The organism is Pseudomonas sp. LBUM1645 (assembly GCF_059716185.1).
Genome location: NZ_CP166811.1, coordinates 3,143,536 through 3,160,277 on the forward strand (window position 1 = coordinate 3,143,536; position 16,742 = coordinate 3,160,277).

Annotated in this window: 17 protein-coding genes; 8 read left to right on the top strand and 9 right to left on the bottom strand. The window is 60.3% G+C overall.

Annotated features, from left to right (window positions below; genetic code table 11):
• Window position 1 precedes the first annotated feature (1 nt).
• The 3 genes from ACA079_RS14195 to ACA079_RS14205 form a co-directional block, all read right to left on the bottom strand.
• The gene (locus ACA079_RS14195; RefSeq protein ID WP_497704003.1) at window positions 2-814 is read right to left on the bottom strand and encodes an isocitrate lyase/PEP mutase family protein; all 813 of its coding nucleotides are present in this window, start codon (window positions 812-814) and stop codon (window positions 2-4) included.
• A 42-nt stretch (window positions 815-856) separates the two neighbouring features.
• Window positions 857-1,939, bottom strand: coding sequence for a bifunctional transcriptional activator/DNA repair enzyme AdaA (locus tag ACA079_RS14200; RefSeq protein ID WP_497704004.1), 1,083 nt, complete (start codon window positions 1,937-1,939; stop codon window positions 857-859).
• 173 nt (window positions 1,940-2,112) lie between these two features.
• Window positions 2,113-2,733: a LysE family translocator gene (locus ACA079_RS14205; RefSeq protein ID WP_497704005.1), complete on the bottom strand. Its 621-nt coding sequence runs from the start codon at window positions 2,731-2,733 to the stop codon at window positions 2,113-2,115.
• Between the two features lie 170 nt (window positions 2,734-2,903).
• On the opposite strand from ACA079_RS14205, the gene ACA079_RS14210 reads away from it, so the two are divergent.
• A complete protein-coding gene (locus ACA079_RS14210; protein WP_497704006.1) occupies window positions 2,904-3,491 on the top strand; it encodes a LysE family translocator in 588 nt (195 codons plus the stop codon).
• A 158-nt stretch (window positions 3,492-3,649) separates the two neighbouring features.
• On the opposite strand, the gene ACA079_RS14215 is transcribed toward ACA079_RS14210, so the two are convergent.
• Together ACA079_RS14215 and ACA079_RS14220 are read right to left on the bottom strand one after the other, a co-directional pair.
• Window positions 3,650-4,483, bottom strand: a complete 834-nt coding sequence (locus tag ACA079_RS14215; protein WP_415768775.1) for a helix-turn-helix domain-containing protein — start codon at window positions 4,481-4,483, stop codon at window positions 3,650-3,652.
• A 35-nt stretch (window positions 4,484-4,518) separates the two neighbouring features.
• Window positions 4,519-5,022 (bottom strand): VOC family protein, encoded by a 504-nt coding sequence (locus ACA079_RS14220; RefSeq protein WP_497704007.1) that lies wholly within the window; start codon window positions 5,020-5,022, stop codon window positions 4,519-4,521.
• A 181-nt stretch (window positions 5,023-5,203) separates the two neighbouring features.
• Here ACA079_RS14220 and ACA079_RS14225 point away from each other — a divergent pair, with 181 nt between their 5' ends.
• Window positions 5,204-6,562, top strand: a complete 1,359-nt coding sequence (locus tag ACA079_RS14225; protein ID WP_497704008.1) for an XAC2610-related protein — start codon at window positions 5,204-5,206, stop codon at window positions 6,560-6,562.
• A 32-nt stretch (window positions 6,563-6,594) separates the two neighbouring features.
• Here ACA079_RS14225 and ACA079_RS14230 read toward each other — a convergent pair whose 3' ends face one another.
• Window positions 6,595-7,515: a LysR family transcriptional regulator gene (locus ACA079_RS14230; RefSeq protein WP_497704009.1), complete on the bottom strand. Its 921-nt coding sequence runs from the start codon at window positions 7,513-7,515 to the stop codon at window positions 6,595-6,597.
• A 114-nt stretch (window positions 7,516-7,629) separates the two neighbouring features.
• Here ACA079_RS14230 and ACA079_RS14235 point away from each other — a divergent pair, with 114 nt between their 5' ends.
• The 5 genes from ACA079_RS14235 to ACA079_RS14255 all read left to right on the top strand — a co-directional run bounded on the left by ACA079_RS14235 (window position 7,630) and on the right by ACA079_RS14255 (window position 12,781).
• Window positions 7,630-8,475, top strand: coding sequence for an oxidoreductase (locus ACA079_RS14235; RefSeq protein ID WP_497704010.1), 846 nt, complete (start codon window positions 7,630-7,632; stop codon window positions 8,473-8,475).
• A gap of 402 nt (window positions 8,476-8,877) precedes the next feature.
• Window positions 8,878-9,333, top strand: a complete 456-nt coding sequence (locus tag ACA079_RS14240) for a (2Fe-2S)-binding protein (protein ID WP_046048854.1) — start codon at window positions 8,878-8,880, stop codon at window positions 9,331-9,333.
• 25 nt (window positions 9,334-9,358) lie between these two features.
• A complete protein-coding gene (locus ACA079_RS14245; RefSeq protein WP_497704011.1) occupies window positions 9,359-11,527 on the top strand; it encodes a xanthine dehydrogenase family protein molybdopterin-binding subunit in 2,169 nt (722 codons plus the stop codon).
• Window position 11,528: 1 nt separating this feature from the next.
• Window positions 11,529-12,107, top strand: coding sequence for a hypothetical protein (locus ACA079_RS14250; RefSeq protein WP_497704012.1), 579 nt, complete (start codon window positions 11,529-11,531; stop codon window positions 12,105-12,107).
• A gap of 74 nt (window positions 12,108-12,181) precedes the next feature.
• Window positions 12,182-12,781 (top strand): GGDEF domain-containing protein, encoded by a 600-nt coding sequence (locus tag ACA079_RS14255; RefSeq protein WP_497704013.1) that lies wholly within the window; start codon window positions 12,182-12,184, stop codon window positions 12,779-12,781.
• Here ACA079_RS14255 and ACA079_RS14260 read toward each other — a convergent pair.
• A complete protein-coding gene (locus ACA079_RS14260) occupies window positions 12,750-13,175 on the bottom strand; it encodes a VOC family protein (RefSeq protein WP_497704014.1) in 426 nt (141 codons plus the stop codon). The genes ACA079_RS14255 and ACA079_RS14260 overlap by 32 nt on opposite strands.
• 111 nt (window positions 13,176-13,286) lie before the next feature.
• Between ACA079_RS14260 and ACA079_RS14265 the strand changes: the two genes are divergently transcribed.
• Window positions 13,287-14,141, top strand: coding sequence for a LysR family transcriptional regulator (locus ACA079_RS14265; protein ID WP_497704015.1), 855 nt, complete (start codon window positions 13,287-13,289; stop codon window positions 14,139-14,141).
• Between the two features lie 173 nt (window positions 14,142-14,314).
• Here the strand turns inward: ACA079_RS14265 and fabI are convergent, their stop codons facing one another.
• Window positions 14,315-15,109: an enoyl-ACP reductase FabI gene (gene fabI / locus ACA079_RS14270; protein WP_008152082.1), complete on the bottom strand. Its 795-nt coding sequence runs from the start codon at window positions 15,107-15,109 to the stop codon at window positions 14,315-14,317.
• Between the two features lie 21 nt (window positions 15,110-15,130).
• A complete protein-coding gene (locus tag ACA079_RS14275; protein ID WP_497704016.1) occupies window positions 15,131-16,741 on the bottom strand; it encodes an ABC transporter ATP-binding protein in 1,611 nt (536 codons plus the stop codon).
• Window position 16,742: the final 1 nt, after the last annotated feature.

Consider the following 16,742-nt stretch of genomic DNA (forward strand, 5'->3'; position numbering starts at 1 on the left):
GTCAAGCTTTCCCGGACGGTGCCAGCAGGGCGTTCACTTCGCCATAGGTGAAGGCCTTCAGATCACGGCTGTCGAGTGTCCCTGTTTCCAGAAAGCTCTTGGCCAGTGCGCTCATGGCGCCATAAAGAAACTCGGCGATGCGTGAACCCGCGCTCAAACGGCGTACGCCGAGGGCTTTCAGCTCTTCGGGCGATGGCAAGCCAGGCAGCCCGAGCACGTTCAACGGCAGCATGGTGCCCTGACAGAGCGCAGCGATTTCGTATTCGGCGGTGACCCCGGCAGCAAACAACCCATCGGCACCGGCCGCTTGATACAACGCGGCGCGCTTGAGCGTCTCGGCCACGCGATCTTCGGCGGGCACCAGGCTCTTGAGGTACACATCGGTGCGGGCGTTGATGAACAGCTTCACATTTCGGCGGCTGGCAACCTGCCGAGCGATTTCGATCTTGCGCACCAGCAGCTCGGGCGGGGACGCACCGTCCTCGATATTGATCCCGACGGCCCCGGCGGCAATCACCGCATCGATGAGGTCGGCCACCCGCGTCAGGTCATCGGAATAACCAGCCTCGATGTCCACGGTCAACGGCACCGAAATCACCCGGGCGATGGACTCGACCGTTGATATCAGGCGCTCAAGGGGCAAGGCATTGCCATCCGGATAACCGTGAGCCCAGGCCACCGCCGCGCTGCTGGTGGCAATGGCTTTGCTGCCCAGTTGCTCCACAATTCGCGCCCCGGCGGCATCGCCGACGTTGGTGAGAATCAGCAAGCCGTCCTGGTGCAACTGGTGAAATTGGTTGTCGAGCGTGTCCATCGAATGTCCTTCCTTATGACTTTTTGAGATACCTGCAAATGATCAGAATGCGAGTTGTTGCGTGATCTGCACCGCCGCTTTTTCCAGCCTGAGCAAGAACGCCTTGCGCGGTTGTCCTCCACCATAGCCGGTCAGCGAGCCGTCCGCGCCGATCACCCGGTGACAGGGCACCACAATCGAAAGACGGTTATGCCCGTTGGCCAGGCCCACGGCGCGACTGGCGCCGGGTTTACCCAATAGCGCCGCGATGGCGCCGTAGGTGCTGGTCTGGCCGTACGGGATCTTCGCCAGTTCGGCCCAGACCTGTCGGGCAAAATCGCTGCCAGGCAAGTGTAGTGGAACGTTGAAGTCAGTGAGTTTGCCGGCGAAGTACTGCGTCAGTTCGGCTTCAATCTGCTGCAAATGCGCGTTATGCCCTGGCGCGACTGCATAGCCGTACCGATTCTGCAATTCTTCGACTTCCTTGGTCAGCGCTGGCCGATCAAGAAACTCCAGCAGCACCAGCCCACGGCGTTCAGCCATGGCGATCATCGGCCCCAGCGGTGTGGTCAGGCGAGTGAACAGCAGCGGCTCGCTGTTGGCGGCGCGGCCGGGCGTGATGTTGAAGGACTTTTGAAACGCATCGCGAAACCCGCTCAGGGACTCGTAGCCCGAATCGAACGCCGCGTTGTCGATGGAATCGCCTTGTTTGATCCCGCCCAACGCCACGCCGAGGCGTCGAGTGCGCAACCAGGCGTGAAAGGTCATGCCGAAATGCTGCTTGAACCAGCGGCGCAATTTCAGCGGCTCGATGCCCTCGGCCAGCAGCTGGGCATCGGTCCAGCGCTGCTCTGAGTCGGCGTCCACCGATTTGAGCAGCTTCTGCACCCAGTCCGGCGCAATGGCCGCCGCGTCCAGTGGCTTGCAGCGCAGGCAAGCGCGGTAGCCGGCGGACATGCACTCATCGGCATGGGCGAAGAACTCGACGTTCTCCGGCTTCGGCTTGCGCGCCGTGCAACTGGGGCGACAGAAGATGCCGGTGGTTTTGACCGCGGTAAAGAACACCCCCTCGTAGGCGGTGTCTCGTTCGAGCATGGCGCGAACCATCTCGGCGTGGGGCGGAAGCAAAGCGTTTTGTAGGTTCATGGAATGAGCATAAGACTCGTCGAGGAACGCCTCCACCGGAAAATCGACAGAGAATTCGTAGGAGCTGCCGAAGGCTGCGATCTTTTGATCTTGATTGCCCCAAGAAGATCAAAGTCAAAAGATCGCAGCCTTCGGCAGCTCCTACGTCGATCCTGCAGAAGGCAGCATCAACCTCAGGCCCGCCGCGCCATCAGCAACACCGAAGCCGCCGCTGACAGTAATCCCGCGCAGCAACGATTGAATATCCGCTTGCCCTGGGGTTCGGCGAACCAGCGGCGCATGTGCAGGCCCATGTAGGCGTAGGCGCCGATGGCGATCCATTCCAGCACCAGGAACAACGCGCCCAACACGGCGAATTGCGGCGATACGGCTTGGGTCGAGTCGACGAACTGGGGCAGGAACGCGGTGAAGATCAGGATCGCTTTCGGATTGCCGGCCGCCACCAGAAACTCCTGCCGCGCCAACGCCAGCATTCCCACCGGAGCGCCCGCCACCACGTTTTCGGCTCCGGGATCGGCGCGCCACAATTGCCAGGCGAGGTAGAGCAGATACGCCGCCCCCAGAATCTTGATCCCGTAGAACAACAATTCCGACGTTTGCAGCACCACCGCCAGCCCCGCCGACGCGAGGGCGATCATGCCGGCGAACGCGAGCAGCCGACCGATGCCGGCGACACAGGCAATGCGATAGCCGTAACGGGTCGAGTTGCTGACCGACAACAGGTTGTTCGGCCCGGGTGCCATGTTCAAGGCGAAGCAGGCCGGCAGAAACAGGGTGAGGGTGGCGAGGTCCATGACGGGGCTCCAAAAGCAGGAACGGTATTTTTATCACAGGCGTGGGGTGGCTTGACCCATACAGTGGTGGACATCGGTCGCGGTACAGCTGAGGGGTGTTTTGTTCAATACAGCCCTCAGGTCGCTCTTTATCTTGAGGCCTCGTTCAACTGAATAGAAGAAGGTCTGTGATGAGTCTGATTATCTCGATGGCGGCGTTTGCATTAGTGGCCTCGATAACCCCGGGGCCAGTGAACATCGTGGCGTTGAGTTCCGGTGCGCAGTTTGGTTTTCGCGCCAGTCAACGGCATGTGGCCGGGGCGACGCTGGGTTTCGTTTTGTTGTTGGTATTGATGGGATTAGGCCTGCATGAAGTGTTGCAGCGATGGCCAGCGCTGACGCAGATGGTGCAATGGGCGGGTGTGGCGTTCCTGTTGTACATGGCCTTCAAGTTGGCTGCCGACAATGGGCATCTGGATGCGAAGGAGTCAGGCCGTGCGCCGTCGATGTTGTACGGCGCCGTCATGCAGTGGCTCAACCCGAAAGCCTGGCTGGCTTGCGTGGCCGGTATGGGCGCGTTTGTGGCGGATGGCGAAGCGCGGCTGGTCTGGCAGTTTGCGGCGGTGTATCTGGTGATTTGCTACCTGTCCGTCGGTTGCTGGGCGTATGCCGGGACGTTTTTACGCGGCTATCTGAGTAACCCTGCGGGCATGCGCCTGTTCAATCGGAGCATGGCGTTGCTGCTGGCGGCGAGCGCGGTGTACCTGTTGATACCTTAAGCACAATCAACGCGGATCCCTGTGGCGAGGGAGCTTGCTCCCGCTGGGCTGCGAAGCGGCCCTGCTTCTTTTCAGTTACACCGCATCCAAAGGAATTACGACGGCTTCGCCGCCGAGCGGGAGCAAGCTCCCTCGCCACAGGGATCGCGTCGTTGGAGTCAGCCGCGATACTGCCCCGGTGTCGCCGCCAGATGCTGTTTGAACGCACGCTGAAAATGCGCCTGATCGGCAAACCCGGCTTCGAGCGCCACATCGGCGATCAGCTTGCCGCTGCGCAGTTGATCGCGGGCAAACTGGATACGCCGGTTGACCAGAAAGGCATGAGGCGTCATGCCGTAATGCTGCTTGAACGCACGGATCAGATAGGACGGCGATAGCTGAGCTGCCTCGCAAATGTCTTCGAGCTTGAGCAGTTGCGTGCAGTTGTCGCGGATGTAATCGGCCGCCCGTTCCAGTTTGAAATTGGGCTCTCGCAACGGTTGATCGATCGGATTGAGCCGCTGCTGCACGTCGGTGAAAAACTCCACGGCCGCGCTTTGCTTGCGCAACACGTCTTGCTGCGCATCGACCAGCACGTCGTACAAACCCTTCAGGCCGGCAAACAGCTCGCTGTCGTGAGTGTGGGTGATGGAAAACCGGCGGAACGCCAGGTCCTGGCTGAAACCGAGCTGATGCTGCAAATCGGTCAGCCAGGGTGTCTCGACGTACAGCATCAGGTACGACCACGGCTCGTCGTCGATGGGATTGCAGGCGTGGACATCACCGGGATTCATCAGCACCACGGTGCCGGCACTGACCTGAAACTCCGATTGCTCGTGGAGGTAGGTACTGCGCCCGGCCGTGATCGCGCCGATGGAAAAGTGCTCGTGGGAATGCCGGGTGTAGCAGACCTCGCGGCCGTCGGCGATGGAGCGGGCTTCGATGAAGGGCAGGGCGTCGTCGCGCCAGAAGCGCGGGGCTTTGTCAGCGTCTTTGGCAACGGCGGGCTTCATGGTCAGCGTCCTCGGCAGGTCAGCGTCGAAGTGTATTAGCTCTCGCCGTCAAAGGCTCGTTGCAGTGCCGCGATATCGAGTTTTTTCATCTGCAACATCGCCGTCATGGCGCGTTGGGATTTTACCGTGTCTGGGTCTTTCATCATGTCCATCAGGGCCACCGGTACGATCTGCCAGGACACGCCGAATTTGTCCTTGAGCCAGCCGCATTGCTGGGCCTCAGCGGGTCCGCCCGCGGACAGGCGCCCCCAGAAGTGGTCGACTTCTTCCTGAGTATCGCAATTGACCTGAAATGAAACCGCCTCATTGAACGTGAAAACGGGACCACCGTTGAGGCCGGTAAAACTTTGCCCGTCCAGTTCGAAACTGACCGTCATCACCGAGCCTTCGGGCCTGCCGTGGATCTCCTGACCGGCCTTGCCGTAGTGGGTAGTGGCGGTGATTTTCGAATGATCGAAGATTGCACAGTAGAACTTCGCGGCCTCCTCGGCGTGATCGTCGAACCACAGGCAGGGCGTGAGTTTTTGAACACGGTGCATGGCGTCGCTCCTCTACGGATTCCTCAGGCTGGACTTTCAGCGTAGTCAGCCTCGGGTCGTCTGGCCGTACCGTAGATCGACAAGTTGAAAGAGTTTCCTTTGGCGACGGAATCAACAATGTCGGCATGACCCGATAGCCGCTAGACTGCGGACCTGGTTTGCCGCAAGGACGCTCTGCATCATGGTTATTCCTCGTTTATTGGCTGTTTCCTGTCTGCTGACCGCCGCTGCGGTGAGTGCCGAACCGCAGACGTATCACCTTACGGATCCTGCGCAGAAATACGTCATCGACGTGCTGTTTGCACAGCCACCCACCCAGACTTTCGATGGCGCTCCCGCGCTGATTACGTTGCGCGAAAGGGCCGGCGGGCAGGTGCTGCAACGCATCGAATCAGCCGAAGCGTTCGCCCTGTTCAAGCCAGGCCGCAAAGCTTCGGAGTTCGACCGCAACCTGGCGTATGCCGATCAAAGTCTGCTGTTGTTCGGCGATTTCAATTTCGACGGGCAGCAAGATCTTGCCGTACGCAATGGCAATGACGCGGGCTATGGCGGTCCGTCCTACGACATCTACCTGTTCGATCCCCAGAGCCCGACGCTCGTATTGAACAAGCCTTTTTCCGCTCTGACCCGTGACGCAAATCTGGGCATGTTCGACATCGATCCGGTCACCAAAAGCCTGCATACCCAGTCCAAAAGCGGCTGCTGCTGGCGCCAGAGCGCGACCTGGCAAATTCAGGACAACCGGCCTGTGAAGGTGGCCGAGAAAATAGAAGTGGTGCAAAAGCCGTCGGAAGCGAATCCGTTCATGCCTTCTGGCTATGTGGACGTTACCGATCGTGAACTGAAATCCGGCCAGTGGACGGAGCGTCGCCGCCTCGAGGGGCCCGTCGGTGAAGCGCCCGTCATGTTGCGCGGCACCCTCGATGACAAGATCCCTGTTGAGCTTTGGTGGCAACTTCAGGGTAATGTCTATGTTGGCGAAGTTCGCTACAGCAAGACTGGCAGCGGTAAACCGATCCGGCTGGTGGGCAATACCTACGAAGATGGCGGTATTGTTCTGCGTGAGCTGGACGACGAAGGCCAGATGATCGGCAACTGGTTTGTCGAAGGCACGCCGAACGAGCAGGGCAGCCAGACCGGCACGTGGATCAACGGCTCTCGTCAATTAAGCATCAATGTGCGGCCGACCGCGTTCAAGGTCGCCGCGCAAAAGCTTGAGCCGGTTGCTGACAGTCAGAGAGAAGGGCGCTATCTCGTGAACAATTTCCAGGATCGGCGTGTCGGCGAGTTGACCCTCAAAGTATTGCCGGGGATTGATAACGGCCCCGAGATGGCGGACATCAACCTGAGCATTTTTCAGCTCAAGGATCCGCCTGTTGAAGTCCATCATCAGTATCCGCTGCTCGCCGGCAACCTTGTCATTGCACTGGATCCTGAGGGCGATCCGCTGTTTCGCCTGCAGTTGCTCAATGGCGCCGCTGAAGTGACCGGTTTTGGTGAGTATCAGAAGTACAGCGCGGCTTACGTGAAACAACCTTGATGTAGCTGGTGTCGTGGCTTGGCGGCGACGGGTCAGCGACGGCCCAGGCCTCCTTTTTCAGCGATCCACCGGGTGGCCAAATCAATAAAGGCCCGCAGTTTTGGCTGTGTCTGGGTGCGGCTGGGAAAGTACAGGTACAACGCCGAACTGAGTGGCACAAAGGGTTGCAGCACCTGTTCCAGGCGTCCATCCGCCAACTCGTCGGCAATCTCCAGATCACAGGCATAGGCCAGGCCCGAACCGCTGCGTGCGGCCGCCACCAATAGCCTGCGGTCATTGACGATCACGCCGCCTTCGACGCCGACGGTGAAGTCCCGACCCTCGCGGCGAAACTCCCAGCGATGCGCGCTGCCGGAGGTCGAGAAGCGAAAGCCGATGCATTGATGTCGGGTCAGGTCTTCCGGGATGGCCGGTTTACCAGCCTTGGCGAAGTACGCCGGGGAGCCCACCACTGACCATTGCAGGTCAGGTGTGAGGCGCACCGCGATCATGTCTTTTTCAATCGACTCTCCCAGGCGAATCCCGGCATCGAAGCCGCCGGCCATCAGGTCGACCGTGGCGTCGTCCAGGGAAATATCGAGAGTGACTTGCGGGTAGGCCTCGCGGAACAGCGGAATCAGCGGCTCCATCAGCAAGGCCCCGGACAATCGCGGTGCCGTGAGTCGCAGCGTGCCCATGGGCTGATCACGGAAACCGCTGAGCACCGCCAGCGCTTCATCGATTTCACTGGCCGCTGGACGCAAGCGGGCAAACAGACTGGCGCCGGCTTCGGTCAGTGCCACTCGGCGCGTGGTGCGCTGAAACAGCAACACGCCGGTACGTCGTTCCAAGAGCTTGATCGCATGGCTGACGGCGGTGGGCGTGACGGCTAGCCGAGTCGCGGCCAGGGTGAAACTTTTGTGCTCGGCGACGGCGAGAAACTCGGTCAAACCGTCGAAAGGGTCGTGATTCATACAGGTACCATTATGAAAGAGCGTTTCATAGTGCTTGTAACACGAGGGCATTTTTCCGACCAATGTTCCTGCGTACCTTGTGCTTACCCCAACTGCCTACAAGGATTCGCGAACATGACCACTTCCCAAAACTTCAAACGTGTCTGGCTCATCACCGGTGCTTCTCGCGGTATCGGTGCCAAGATTGCTGCCGCCGCGCTGGCCAATGGCGACGCCGTGGTCGCCACCGCCCGTGACGCCAGTAGCATCACCCAGCGTTTTGGCGAGCAGCCGGGTTTGCTGGCAGCCACCCTTGATGTGACCAATGAAGCCCAGGGCGTCGCGGTCGCCAAGGCGGCCATCGAGCACTTCGGGCGCATCGACGTGCTGGTCAACAATGCCGGTTTCGGCGTGCTCGGTGCGGTGGAAGAAGCCAGCGCCGACGAAGTGCGCCGTGTGTATGAAACCAACGTCTTCGGCTTGCTGAATGTCACACGCGCCGTCCTGCCGCACATGCGCGCGGCTCGCCGTGGACATGTGATCAATCTCTCTTCCGTGGGCGGTTACAGGTCAGGGCCGGGCTTTGGCGTCTACTGCTCCACCAAATTCGCCGTCGAAGGCTTGAGCGAGGCGCTGCACGCCGAGCTGGCACCGCTGGGCATCAACGTGACCATTGTCGAGCCGGGTTACTTCCGCACCGAATTCCTCGAAGGTAATTCGTTGGTCGAATCCCCGGCTTCGATTGCCGACTACGACAGCACGGCGGGTGAGGTGCGCAAAATTGCCAAGGCCGTGACCCTGAATCAGCCTGGCGATCCGGACAAGCTCGCCCAAGCCATGATCACCCTGGTGGAAGCGGAAAAAGCCCCGCTGCGCTTACCGCTGGGCAGCGACTGTGTCGCAGCGATCGAAGCCAAGAACACCTTCGTCGCTGAAGAGTTGCAGACGTGGCGTGAGCTGTCGGTGTCCACCGACTTCTAAGCCCCAACCGCTCTGTGTAGCAGCTGCCGAGCCCGCGAGGCTGCGTTCGGCGACGAAGTCGTCGTAAACCCTGCGAACGCAGTTTTCCTGGCACACCGCAGAGCCTGACTTCACGACGACTTCGTCGCCGAACGCAGCCTCGCGGGCTCGGCAGCTGCTACACAGAGCGAGTTACGTCAGTCTTCTTTGCGTGACCGGTGGTCGATGAACCCGTCTCGCCCCGCATTTTGCGCTTAGCTGAAAGGATAACGCCGCCCCTGTAGGAGCCGAGCTTGCTCGCGATGAACGATAACGCGGTGTGTCAGACCTGACGCCATCGCGAGCAAGCTCGGCTCCTACAAGGGCGTAACGGCGCAGCCCAGAGAGCCCCTTCAGAACACCGTGAGTCTGAGGAAAATCGCAATGCTGACCCTCAACATCAATGGCAAGGACCAGGCGCTGGATGTCCCCGCAGACATGCCGCTGCTGTGGGTCCTGCGCGATGTCGCGCACCTGACCGGCACCAAATTCGGTTGCGGCATCGCCCAGTGCGGCGCCTGCACCGTGCACGTCGACGGCGCGCCGCTGCGTTCCTGTATCACGCCCGCCACCGCAGTGGCCCACGGGCAAAAAATCCTCACCATCGAAGGCCTGTCCACCGACGGATCGCACCCGGTGCAACAAGCCTGGGCCGAACTCGACGTGGTCCAGTGCGGTTACTGCCAGTCCGGGCAGATCATGTCTGCCGCCGCGTTGCTGGCGAAAATTCCCAAGCCCACCGACAGCGACATCGATCAGGCACTGTCGGGCAACATCTGCCGCTGCGGCACCTACCCAAGGATCCGTGCAGCGGTCAAACGCGCCGCCGAGATCGGTTGATGCCACGTTGACGGGAGTCCGAACAATGAACAGCCTCAATCCTCTGTCACGCCGCGGTTTCCTCAAGGGCAGCGCGGTGCTGGGCGGTGGTCTGGTGGTGGCGTTTTTCATCCCCGGTGCCCATCGCTTTGCCGTCGGCGCCGAGAATCAAGGCAATGTTTTCGCGCCCAATGCATTTTTACGAATCGGCAATGACAACAGCGTCACCATACTGCTCGGCCATTCGGAAATGGGCCAAGGCATCTGGACCGGCCTGACCATGCTGATCGCCGAAGAACTGGACGCCGACTGGTCGAAGATCCGCGTCGAACATGCACCGGCTTCGGCCGCCGAGTATGGTCTGGCCGGGTTTGGCGGGATGCAAATCACTGGCGGGTCCACCTCGACCTGGATGGAGTTCGACCGCTACCGTCAGGCCGGTGCAGCGGCGCGTTTGATGTTGATTGACGCGGCGGCCAAGCGCTTCAACGTCGCGCCCTCAGGGATTCGCACCGAGTCGGGTGTAGTGATTGCCGGCGACCAACGCGCCACCTACGGCGAACTGGCCGATGACGCCGGCAAGTTGCCGGTACCGGATCCGGCGTCGATCAAGCTCAAGGAGTCCAAGGACTGGAAAATCATCGGCAAACCGACCAAGCGCCTGGACACCCCGGAAAAAATCACCGGCCGTGCCAAGTTCGGCATGGACGTGCAGTTCGACGGCTTGATGACCGCCATGGTCGCGCGCTCGCCGGTGTTCGGTGGCAGCGTCAAATCCTTCGAAGGCGCCGAAGCGCTGGCGATTCCGGGCGTGCACAAAGTGGTGCAGGTGCCCACCGGAGTGGCGGTGATTGCCGATCATTACTGGGCGGCGAAGCTGGGGCGCGATGCGTTGAAGATTGATTGGGACCTGGGGCCGAACACCGGGCTCGACAGTCAGACGCTGCTGGAAAGCTTCCGCAAACTCGCCGCCACCCCTGGCGCTTCGGCCAGTCAGGCCGGTGATGTCGCGGCGGGTCTGGGTAAAGCGGTGAAGACCATCGATGTCGAGTACAGCGTGCCGTACCTGGCCCACGCGCCGATGGAACCTCTCAACTGCACAGTTAAAATCACCCAGGACAAATGCGAAATCTGGACCGGCACCCAGTTCCAGACGCTGGATCAAATGGTCGCCGGGAAAATCACCGGGCTCAAACCGGAACAAGTGGAGATTCATACCGAGTTTCTCGGCGGCGGTTTCGGTCGCCGGGCCAATCCGACCTCGGACTTTGTCGCGGAAGCCGTGGAAGTCGCCAAGGCAGCGGGCGCACCGGTGAAAACCGTCTGGTCCCGAGAGGACGACATTCGCGGTGGCTACTACCGCTCGGCATTCCTCCATCAGGCCCGCATCGGCCTCAATGCCGGCGGCCTGCCGATCGCCTGGAAACATGTGATGGTCGGGCAGTCGATCATGGCGGGTACGTCATTCGAGGCGACCATGGTCAAAAATGGCATCGACAAGACGTCTGTCGAAGGGGTCGCCGACAGTCCGTACCTTAAGGGGTTGGCGAATCACCAGGTTGATCTGCATTCGCCGCAAACCGGCATCCGCGTGCTCTGGCTGCGTTCGGTAGGGCACACCCACACCGCGTTCGTGATGGAGTCGCTGATCGACGAACTGGCGGAGGCGGCCGGCAAGGATCCGGTCGAGTACCGACGAACCTTGCTCAAGGACCATCCACGGCATCTTGGCGTGCTGAACCTGGCCGTCGAGAAAGCCAACTGGAAGGCGCCACTGCCGGACGGCCATGCGCTGGGTGTTGCGGTGCATGAGTCTTTCGGCAGCTACGTCGCCCAGGTGGCCGAAGTGTCCCAGGACAACCTGGCGATCCGCGTACACCGGGTGGTGTGTGCGGTGGATTGCGGCATTGCGGTCAACCCGATGAGCATTGCGGCGCAGATGGAATCGGCCATCACGTTTGGCCTCGGGTTTACCTTGCACAGCAAACTGACCTTCAAGAACGGGCAGGTGGTGCAATCCAATTACCACGACTATCAAGTGCTGCGGCTCAACGAAATGCCGGTGGTGGAAGTGCATATCGTGCCCAGCAGCGACAAACCCGGCGGCATCGGCGAGGCCGGTGTGCCGCCCACGGCGCCGGCAGTGGCCAACGCGGTGTTCGCCCTGACCGGCCAACGCTTGCGGGAACTGCCGCTGCAACTGTCGGGGGTGTGAGATGAGACGACATCTGATTCTTGGCACGGTGGTGTTGATCGGCCTGATCGCCTACGCCGAGCACGTGCTCGCTGACGATAAGGAGGCCATCAAGGCGTTCGATACCGTGCAAAAGGTCTTTCAGAGCCCGCGCTGCCAGAACTGCCATATCCCCGGCGATTCGCCGTTGCAGTTCGACGCCGGGATTCCCCACGCAATGAACGTCGTGCGGGGCATGGACGGCAAGGGCGCGGCGGGTTTGCCCTGCGCTACCTGTCACGCCGACAGCAATCCGCCGGCCAGTTACGGCGCTCACGCACCACCGGGGGCCCCGCACTGGAGTCTGCCGCCAGCCGCGCACAAAATGGCCTGGATCGGACTGCCGGCCGATAAATTGTGCGCAATGATCAAGGACCGTTCCGGTAATGGCGACCGCGATTTTGCCGCGCTGATCAAGCATGTCAGCGATGACAAATTGGTGCTTTGGGGCTGGAATCCAGGTCAGGGAAGGGCGCCGGTCCCGGTGCCGCACGACATTTTCGTCACCCAGTTCAAGCTTTGGGCTGACGCGGGAGGGCCATGTCCGGTCGTGGGTAGTTGACCGGCGGTCTATTAACAGGGAGCCAAACCGGGTATGGACGACTCTAAGAAATATACCCGCCAATGGAGTGAGTAATGCTGATCCCAGGCAAACCGGTAAAACCAGGCGCATGCGCCGACCCGTTGCGCACGCCACTGCAGGAGCGCGAGCTGCTGCGAGACTTGGCCCGCAAGGCCGAGGAGGAGTTGATGGGCGTGCAGATGGCGAGCATGGACGAGTTGACGCTGCTCTCCAACCGACACGGTTTTACAGCGCTGGCCCAACATGGGCTGGATGTCTGCCAACAGCTGAAAAAGCCAGCGACGCTGCTGCTTTTCAATATTGATGACTTCAAACACATCAACTATCTCTATGGTCGCGCCGAGGGCGACAATGCCCTGAAAACCTTCGCTGATGTGCTGCGAATAGCCTTTCGCGAGAGCGATGTGATCGGCCGGTTGGGCAGCGACAAATTCGTTGCGTTGTTGACCGGCTCAAGCGTTGTGGAGATTCCCGCGATCAGGGCGCGACTCGAAGAAATACTCGAAGAGCGCAATGCCACGGTGCATCGCGGTTATGAAATCCGCTTCAGCATCGGACAACTCGAGTGCAACCCTCAGCTCCCCGGCTCGATCGAGGAACTGCTGGCACAAGCCGACGTATTCACTTGGCAAACAATTGACCTACGTCCTTGAATGCCTTGAACTCAAGCGCGTTGCCGCACGGATCGAAGAGAAACATCGTCGCTTGCTCGCCCACCAATCCCTGAAAACGAATGCCCGGTTCGATCACGAATCGGGTGTCGAGGGCTTTCAACCGCTCGGCCAGCGCCTCCCATTCGTTCATCCCCAACACCACACCAAAATGCGGCACCGGCACGTCATGACCGTCGACTGCATTGGTGTGCGCGGCTTCTTGAGAGGCGTTTTTCGGCGCCAGGTGAATGACCAGCTGATGGCCGAAGAAATTGAAATCGACCCAATGATCGCTTGAGCGACCTTCTTCCAGGCCGAAAACTTCGCCATAAAAATTGCGCGCGGCAGTCAGGTCGTAGACCGGAATGGCCAAGTGAAAAGGGGAGAGTTGCATCGGATGTGCCTCTGCTGTGTGGATTCAGATTGAGTTTAGCCCTGTGCTTTTTGATTAAAAGACGATAATTTTTGCATCGAGCTCAAATTATTTCGATCAATCGAGAACGCCATGCTGCGGGAACTGAAAACCTTTATTGCGGTGACGCGCTACGGCACATTTGCCGCGGCCGGGATGCACATCGGCCTGACCCAGTCGGCTGTCAGCGCGCAGATTCGCAATCTGGAACAGGCGCTGGGTATTCGTTTGTTCGACCGCACCGGACGCCAGGCGCTGCTCAATGCGGCGGGCCAGCGGGCGTTACCGATGGCCAGGGAAATGCTCGAGACCTTCAGCCGCATGGCGGTCAGCGATGATGTCAGCGAGTATCGTGGCGAGTTGAAAATAGGCGCGGTGGCCACGGCCCAGACCGGACTGCTACCCCAGGCGTTGCTGCGACTGAGGCAACAGGCGCCGTTGCTCGAGCCGAAACTGGTGCCCGGTGTGTCGCTGAACTTGTTGAGTCAGGTGGACACCGGTGAGGTGGATCTGGCGATCCTGATCAAGCCGCCGTTCGAGTTGCCCAAAGAACTGTCAGCGCAGGTCATCCGCAAGGAACCGTTTGTATTGATCGTGCCGGCGGACCTTGAAGGCGATGAACCGTTGCAGATCCTCGCGAGCCATCCGCATGTGCGTTACGACCGCAATTCGTTCGGTGGAAGATTGGTGACGCGGTTTTTGCGCGAGCAGCAGATTGATGTGCAGGTGGCCTTGGAGCTGGATGAGCTGGAAGCCATTGTGAAGATGGTTGAATGCGGGTTAGGCGTGTCGCTGCTACCCGAGGCGGGGCTCTGGCTTGAGCATGGGGCGAAGGTTCGGATCATTCCGTTGGGGGAGTTGACGTTCTACCGCGAGATTGTGTTGTTGCAGCGCTATAGTCAGCGCACACAGCCGATCCAGCAGCTATTTGCGCAGTGTTTAGTCTGACGTCAAAGTCAAAAGATCGCAGCCTTCGGCAGCTCCTACATTGACCGGGGCCCCCCGTGTTGGCTGATGAACACAAATCCCCTGTAGGAGCTGCCGAAGGCTGCGATCTTTTGACTTCGCGCCCTCATAAAAAACCCGCCTATCGAGGCGGGTTTTTTTTGGCTGACCGAAGATTACTCTTCGAGGCTGCCCATGGCCGTGGTGTTGAAGCCACCGTCCACGTACATGATTTCGCCGCTGATGCCGGACGCCAGGTCCGAGCACAGGAAGGCGCCGGCGTTGCCGACTTCGTCGATGGTGACGTTACGACGCAGCGGGGTTTGCGCTTCGTTGGCGGCCAGCATCTTGCGGAAGTTCTTGATGCCAGAAGCGGCGAGGGTGCGGATCGGGCCAGCCGATACGCAGTTGACGCGGGTGCCGTCCGGGCCCAGGGAGCCGGCCAGGTAACGAACGCCAGCTTCCAGGGAAGCCTTGGCCATGCCCATCACGTTGTAGTTCGGCATGGTGCGCTCGGCACCCAGGTACGACAGGGTCAGCAGGCTGCCATTGCGGCCTTTCATCATTTCGCGACCGGCTTTGGCCAGGGCCACGAAGCTGTAGGCGCTGATGTCGTGAGCGATGCGGAAACCTTCACGGGTGGTGGCTTCGGTGAAGTCGCCATCCAGTTGGTCGCCCGGGGCGAAGCCGACGGAGTGCACGATGCAGTCCAGGCCATCCCACTTCTTGCCCAGCTCAACGAAGACCTTGGCGATTTCTTCATCGCTGGCCACGTCGCACGGGAAGCACAGGTCAGGGTTGGAACCCCAGCTTTGTGCGAACTCTTCGACACGACCCTTGAGTTTGTCGTTCTGATAAGTGAAGGCAAGCTCAGCGCCCTCGCGATGCATGGCGGCAGCGATGCCGGATGCGATGGACAGCTTGCTGGCGACACCGACGATCAGTACGCGCTTACCGGCGAGAAAACCCATGTGTTGCTCCTCTCTTTCAGGTTATTGCGCAGTGGCTGGGGCCAGGAAAGCGGCTTCCAGCAACTGCTGTGTATACGGATGTTTGGGGGCCGCAAAAATACTTTGCGCGTCTCCCTGTTCGACCACTTGGCCTTGCTTGACCACCATCAGCTGGTGGCTCAGCGCTTTGACGACAGCCAGGTCATGGCTGATAAACAGATACGTCAGGTTGTACTTGGTTTGCAGTGAACGCAAAAGCTCCACCACTTGGCGTTGCACTGTCCGGTCGAGGGCCGAAGTCGGCTCGTCCAGCAGAATCAACGCCGGTTTTAGCACTAATGCCCGGGCAATGGCGATTCTCTGCCGTTGCCCACCGGAAAATTCGTGGGGGTAGCGGTTCCGGGTTTCCGGATCCAGACCTACCTCCTTGAGTGCCGCAATAATCGCCAGTTCCTGTTCCGCCTCGGTGCCCATCTTGTGGATCCGCAGGCCTTCGCCGACGATCTGACTCACGCACATCCGCGGGCTCAGGCTGCCGAACGGGTCCTGAAACACCACCTGCATCTCCCGGCGCAACGGTCGAACCTCGCCCTGCGTCAGGCAGTCTAGCTGCTTGCCTTCAAAACGGATGCCGCCTTTGCTGCCGATCAGCCGCAAAATCGCCAAACCCAGTGTTGACTTGCCTGAACCGCTTTCTCCCACAATCCCCAGGGTCTGGCCCTGAGGCAGGCTGAAATTGATTCCGTCCACCGCTTTGATGTGGTCGACGGTCTTTTTCAGAAAGCCTTTCTTGATCGGGAACCAGACTTTCAGGTCCTCGACTTGCAGCAACGGCGGGCCAATTACATTGGTTGCCGGCTTGCCGCTGGGCTCCGCTGCCAACAGTTCCCGAGTGTACGGATGCTGCGGCGCGCGGAACAACTCTTCGCACGATGCCTGTTCGACGATGCAACCGCGCTGCATGACACATACGCGATGCGCAATTCTTCGCACAAGGTTCAAATCGTGACTGATCAGTAGCAGCGCCATGCCCAATCGGGCCTGTAATTCCTTGAGCAATTCGAGGATTTTCAGCTGAACGGTGACGTCCAGCGCGGTGGTTGGCTCGTCGGCGATCAGCAGCTCCGGCTCGTTGGCCAGGGCCATGGCGATCATCACCCGCTGCCGCTGGCCGCCAGACAATTCATGGGGCAGGGCCTTGAGGCGTTTCTCGGGCTCCGGGATGCCGACCATTTCCAGCAGCTCCAGGGTGCGCTTGGTCGCGACTTTGCCGATCAGGCCTTTGTGGGTGCTCAGCACCTCATTGATCTGCTTCTCGATCGAGTGCAGCGGATTGAGCGAGGTCATCGGCTCCTGGAAGATCATCGCGATCCGGTTGCCGCGGATGTGGCGGATGGTTTTCTCTTTCAGGCTCAGCAGGTTCTGCCCGGAGTACTCGATGGTCCCGGACGGATGCCGGGCGAGCGGGTAGGGCAGCAGCCGCAGGATCGAGTGCGCCGTTACCGATTTACCGGAGCCGCTTTCGCCCACCAGCGCCAGGGTTTCCCCGCGCTTGATATCGAAGCTCACGCCTTCGACCACCCGTTGAACGCGTTCGCCAACGACAAATTCGACGGCCAGGTCGCGCACTTCGATCAGATTGTCCTGATTCATT

Bases quoted from the DNA above. Each gene is read 5' to 3' on its own strand.
- ACA079_RS14195 (WP_497704003.1), bottom strand. From the start codon at position 814: ATGGACACGCTCGACAACCAATTTCACCAGTTGCACCAGGACGGCTTG.
- ACA079_RS14200 (WP_497704004.1), bottom strand. From the start codon at position 1,939: ATGAACCTACAAAACGCTTTGCTTCCGCCCCACGCCGAGATGGTTCGC.
- ACA079_RS14205 (WP_497704005.1), bottom strand. From the start codon at position 2,733: ATGGACCTCGCCACCCTCACCCTGTTTCTGCCGGCCTGCTTCGCCTTG.
- ACA079_RS14210 (WP_497704006.1), top strand. From the start codon at position 2,904: ATGAGTCTGATTATCTCGATGGCGGCGTTTGCATTAGTGGCCTCGATA.
- ACA079_RS14215 (WP_415768775.1), bottom strand. From the start codon at position 4,483: ATGAAGCCCGCCGTTGCCAAAGACGCTGACAAAGCCCCGCGCTTCTGG.
- ACA079_RS14220 (WP_497704007.1), bottom strand. From the start codon at position 5,022: ATGCACCGTGTTCAAAAACTCACGCCCTGCCTGTGGTTCGACGATCAC.
- ACA079_RS14225 (WP_497704008.1), top strand. From the start codon at position 5,204: ATGGTTATTCCTCGTTTATTGGCTGTTTCCTGTCTGCTGACCGCCGCT.
- ACA079_RS14230 (WP_497704009.1), bottom strand. From the start codon at position 7,515: ATGAATCACGACCCTTTCGACGGTTTGACCGAGTTTCTCGCCGTCGCC.
- ACA079_RS14235 (WP_497704010.1), top strand. From the start codon at position 7,630: ATGACCACTTCCCAAAACTTCAAACGTGTCTGGCTCATCACCGGTGCT.
- ACA079_RS14240 (WP_046048854.1), top strand. From the start codon at position 8,878: ATGCTGACCCTCAACATCAATGGCAAGGACCAGGCGCTGGATGTCCCC.
- ACA079_RS14245 (WP_497704011.1), top strand. From the start codon at position 9,359: ATGAACAGCCTCAATCCTCTGTCACGCCGCGGTTTCCTCAAGGGCAGC.
- ACA079_RS14250 (WP_497704012.1), top strand. From the start codon at position 11,529: ATGAGACGACATCTGATTCTTGGCACGGTGGTGTTGATCGGCCTGATC.
- ACA079_RS14255 (WP_497704013.1), top strand. From the start codon at position 12,182: ATGCTGATCCCAGGCAAACCGGTAAAACCAGGCGCATGCGCCGACCCG.
- ACA079_RS14260 (WP_497704014.1), bottom strand. From the start codon at position 13,175: ATGCAACTCTCCCCTTTTCACTTGGCCATTCCGGTCTACGACCTGACT.
- ACA079_RS14265 (WP_497704015.1), top strand. From the start codon at position 13,287: ATGCTGCGGGAACTGAAAACCTTTATTGCGGTGACGCGCTACGGCACA.
- fabI (WP_008152082.1), bottom strand. From the start codon at position 15,109: ATGGGTTTTCTCGCCGGTAAGCGCGTACTGATCGTCGGTGTCGCCAGC.
- ACA079_RS14275 (WP_497704016.1), bottom strand. From the start codon at position 16,741: ATGAATCAGGACAATCTGATCGAAGTGCGCGACCTGGCCGTCGAATTT.